This window comes from Streptomyces sp. NPDC058240 (assembly GCF_042882135.1).
Classification (GTDB): domain Bacteria; phylum Actinomycetota; class Actinomycetes; order Streptomycetales; family Streptomycetaceae; genus Streptomyces.
This window is the reverse complement of sequence record NZ_JBHVWT010000129.1, coordinates 1-3648: the sequence shown is the minus strand read 5'-3', so window position 1 is coordinate 3648 and position 3648 is coordinate 1. Positions and strand designations below refer to the sequence as shown.

The following is a 3648-nucleotide window of genomic DNA, read 5'->3' as shown; positions in this document are numbered from 1 at the left end:
GTACTTCCGCGGTGCAGGCATCGGACCTGTGTTCTCCCATCTGCCGAGGCGATCATGCCTGGCTTCAGGGCCGCTACAAAATCCGGTTCAGCTCATCGCGCGTTCACGCAGTTCGTCGGGGTACTTACGGGGAGCAGCCATGATCGGCATCCTTCCGGGTCTTGATGATCTCCATCAAACCCGGAGCGGTTCAAACTTCCGCCGCTGCCTCGAACAGCATGGCCTGGGCTACGTCGTCGCCGTCCCGAAGTCCCAACAGACCAAGTCCCTCGCCGGTATCTGGCGCATCGACGAACTCATCGATGAGGCACCGGCCGATGCCTGGCAGCGGCTCTCGTGCGGGCCCGGTGCCAAAGGACCGAACCCCGATGCGGTGTCCTCGGTGCGGGAGGCGAGACACGAGGCGGTACGGGGGCCGTGCGGGAGGCCGCACGCGAGCGGGCTTGCGTAAACACTCTACGTCACTGTTAACTCGAAGAAACATGAGCAAGGAACCGTGAGGGGGGTCCCTTGTTCGTGAAGTCGGCGCGGGCAAAAGGGGCATGCACTGCAACAGGGGTGTAGCCCTTCGCGACGGGGGATGCGTGAAGGGCTACACGTACATAATGACCGCTGGTCAGGTTGTCATCAACTGGCCGCCCGGTCAGTGGGACGGCGGAGTCGGGGCCGTCATGAAGTCCCGCACGCGCAGAGGGCGTTCGACGATCCGGATGTCGCCGAGCCAGCCGTGCATCAACTGGTCGAGCCTGCCCCCGTATTCATAGGCGCCGAGCAGCCAGGGCAGACCCGCGGTGGCGAGACCGGTGGTGCGGGTGGCGGGGTTGCGGGCGACGACGCAGCCGTCGACGTACATCGTCGTGTGTTTGCCGTCGTTGACGACCGCCACGTGCCACCACCGGTCACGCGGCAGCTCATGGCTCCAGTTGGTGACGGCTCCCGGCTGGTTCAGCGGCGCCGCTGCCCACTGGAGCCCGGGGCCGTCCGACACGGAGAGGGTGGCGACGGGCTCGTCCGAGTCGCCGGACGTCTTGCCCGCGGCCCCGAGCGTGCCCCGGCGGCCGAGTACGGCGCCCCAGGCATTGCGTCCGGCGTCCCAGTCGGCGGGGAGACGGAGGAAGGCCTCGATGGTGTAACCGGATCTGAAGGTCTTGGTGTTGAGCGGTGCGTTGTTCTCCGTACGCAGATACGCGCCCCGTAGCGGCGGCTTCGAGCCGTCGAAGTAGAGGCTGCCGTGGCCGGGCTGGTCGGGGTGGTGGCCGGTGGACCAGCGCAGCGCGTCGGGCGCGCTTCCGGGCACAGCTTCGCGCACCAGGTCGTTGCGGTGCCCGGACAGGTCGGGGACGCGCAGATTGGCGGCGGCGGCGGAACCGTCCGGGTGCGCGGGCGAGTCGAAGCGCCAGTAGGCGACGGTGCCCGGTATCAGCAGCCGCTCCGCCGGGCGGGGGCCGCGCACCGGCACGGGCGCGAAGCCGGCGAACCGCTTCTCGAAGTCGATGGGGACGGCGAACCGGTCCTGCGGGCCGGTCAGCTCGATCTCGCCGCGCTCCAGTTCGTTGAGCTGCTCGCCCGCCCGGCCGAGGATCCACGGCGAGATCGTCTCCACGTCGATGGTGTTCCTGGCCAGGTCGAAGCGGTAGAGGCGGATCATCGCGCTGCCGCCGTAGTAGCGGTTCTGGTAGTTGGTGAGGTGCAGATGGACATCGTTGCCCGCGGTGTTCTTGCGGGTGGTGCGCCCGGCGGGCCAGTAGTGGCCGTTGAGGGTGAGGAAGATCTGGTCGTGCCCGGCTATCAGCTCGTCCCACAGATGCTCTCCGTGGTCGGAGAATTCGGCCTCGTCGCCGTCCGCGTCGGCGTACACCAGCTCGTGGGTGGTGAGGACGACCGGCGTGTCCGGGTGCTTGGCGATGACGTTCCGGGCCCAGGCCAGGGACGCCGCCGACGGCCGCCAGTCGAGCGCCAGCACCAGCCACTCCCGCCCGGCGGCGCGGAACACGTGGTACGTGTTGTAGCCGTCCGGGGTTGCCCCGCCGAACGTGGGCAGCCGCCGCATGCGCCGCGGACCGAAGGTGTCCAGGTACGGGGTGCGGCCGCGCCCGTCGTCGGTGGACGACTTGATGTCGTGGTTGCCCGCGACGACGCTGTAGCCGACCTGCCGCCGGTCGAGCAGCTCGAAGGCCTCGCCGATCGCCTCGAATTCGTCGGCCCGGCCGCTCTCGGTGAGGTCGCCCAGATGGGACAGGAACACGATGTTCTCGTCGCGCCCGTGATCGAGGACGTAACGCAACGAGGCCTCGACCGGGCCCTTGTTGATGCTCGCCCCGTCGAAGAGGTACTGGGTGTCGGGCATGACGACGAGCGTGAACCGGAGGCTCTCCGGATCGGGTCGCCAACGGGCCGTGGCGGCACCGGCGTTCTGCTGGGGGAGAGCCGCGGCGGGGGCGGCGGACACGAACCCCGTGGCCGCGGCGGCGGCACCGGTGAGCGCGGCGGCCCGCAGGAACGTACGACGCCCGGCATCGGGCAGGAGTGGTCCGTCGGGCTGGTGGAGGGGGCTGCACATGGGTGTCTCCGCGGAGGACGATCGTCGGGGGTGGTCGTCCGCAAGCTAGCCGCGGGACCGGGGGAGGAATGGTTCGTAAGGGTGACATCCGGGCGAAGACTCCATGAATTGTGCGGCGAAACGTCGGCGCCGCACCCCGGCACCGACGGCCATCAGCAGCGACGAGAAACGGGGAAGACTCATGACGCAGTCAGGCATGTTCAAGCGGACGCTTGTCGCCTCCGGCGTGGCAGTCCTGCTGTCGGCCGGCGCACTCGGTGCGACGTCGGCGCTTGCCGACAGCTCCGGATCCCAGGCAGGTGGTGTTGCCACCGTCGCCCAGGCGGAGGGTACTCCGGATGGCTACGGCTGGAAGGCGTACATCAAGAACCACCGCTACGCCACCGTGTTCTGGGACGACTACACCCCCAACGGTGCGGACGTGGACAGTCTCACCATCAATGACGCGAACCTCGACGCCCGCTCTTCAGAGCTGAGGGTCTACAAGAGCAGGACCGGCAAGCTGTGGAAGAAGGTCCACGTCTACAACGGCGATTCCGCGACGATTGACGTCGACATCAAGAAGGGTAAGAAGATCTACTTCGAGGTGTGCGGCTACAACGACGGCACCAACCGGGCCCGCCAGCGGCCCACCGCCTGCGGCGTGGAGCCAAGTCGAGGAGCAACGTCCTTGTTCGAGGCACCCTCAGCACAAGCCAAGACGATCCGGCACCGAAGCGCCCACGCCTGCGGCGTGGAACGACGCCGCACCCACCCCTCAAGTGCGTCCTGTTCCTCGCCCGGCAACGTCAACTCGGCCTTCGGTCGACCCATCCGCGCCATAGAGAAAGCCTACACATCTACACGGAATACCAGACTCGGAACACTAGTCTTCTGAGTCAGGAATTCTGTTCAGATGTGTAGGTTTGCCTTATGGCACGGACGGGGCGGCCGAAGGCTGAGTTGACGTTGTCGGACGAGGAGCGGGCCGCTCTCGAGGGATGGGTGCGGCGCCGTTCGACACCGCAGGCGTGGGCCCTGCGGTGTCGGATTATCCTGGCCTGCGCCCAGGGTGCCTCGAACAAGGACGTGGCCGCTCAGCTCGGGGC

Annotated in this window: 3 protein-coding genes; 1 reads left to right on the top strand and 2 read right to left on the bottom strand. The window is 67.7% G+C overall.

Annotated elements, in window-relative coordinates:
* The first annotated feature begins 139 nt into the window (after nt 1-139).
* Nucleotides 140-451, top strand: coding sequence for a hypothetical protein (locus ACFVX4_RS41780; protein WP_389988670.1), 312 nt, complete (start codon nt 140-142; stop codon nt 449-451).
* A gap of 192 nt (nt 452-643) precedes the next feature.
* Here the strand turns inward: ACFVX4_RS41780 and ACFVX4_RS41775 are convergent, their stop codons facing one another.
* On the bottom strand, nt 644-2560 hold the full coding sequence (locus ACFVX4_RS41775; RefSeq protein WP_389988667.1) for a LamG-like jellyroll fold domain-containing protein: 1917 nt from the start codon (nt 2558-2560) through the stop codon (nt 644-646).
* A 594-nt stretch (nt 2561-3154) separates the two neighbouring features.
* The gene (locus ACFVX4_RS41770) at nt 3155-3373 is read right to left on the bottom strand and encodes a helix-turn-helix domain-containing protein (RefSeq protein ID WP_389988673.1); all 219 of its coding nucleotides are present in this window, start codon (nt 3371-3373) and stop codon (nt 3155-3157) included.
* Nucleotides 3374-3648: the final 275 nt, after the last annotated feature.

Excerpts from the sequence above, each read along its gene's own strand:
- ACFVX4_RS41775 (WP_389988667.1), bottom strand. The coding sequence starts at position 2,560 with ATGTGCAGCCCCCTCCACCAGCCCGACGGACCACTCCTGCCCGATGCC.
- ACFVX4_RS41770 (WP_389988673.1), bottom strand. The coding sequence starts at position 3,373 with ATGGGTCGACCGAAGGCCGAGTTGACGTTGCCGGGCGAGGAACAGGAC.
- ACFVX4_RS41780 (WP_389988670.1), top strand. The coding sequence starts at position 140 with ATGATCGGCATCCTTCCGGGTCTTGATGATCTCCATCAAACCCGGAGC.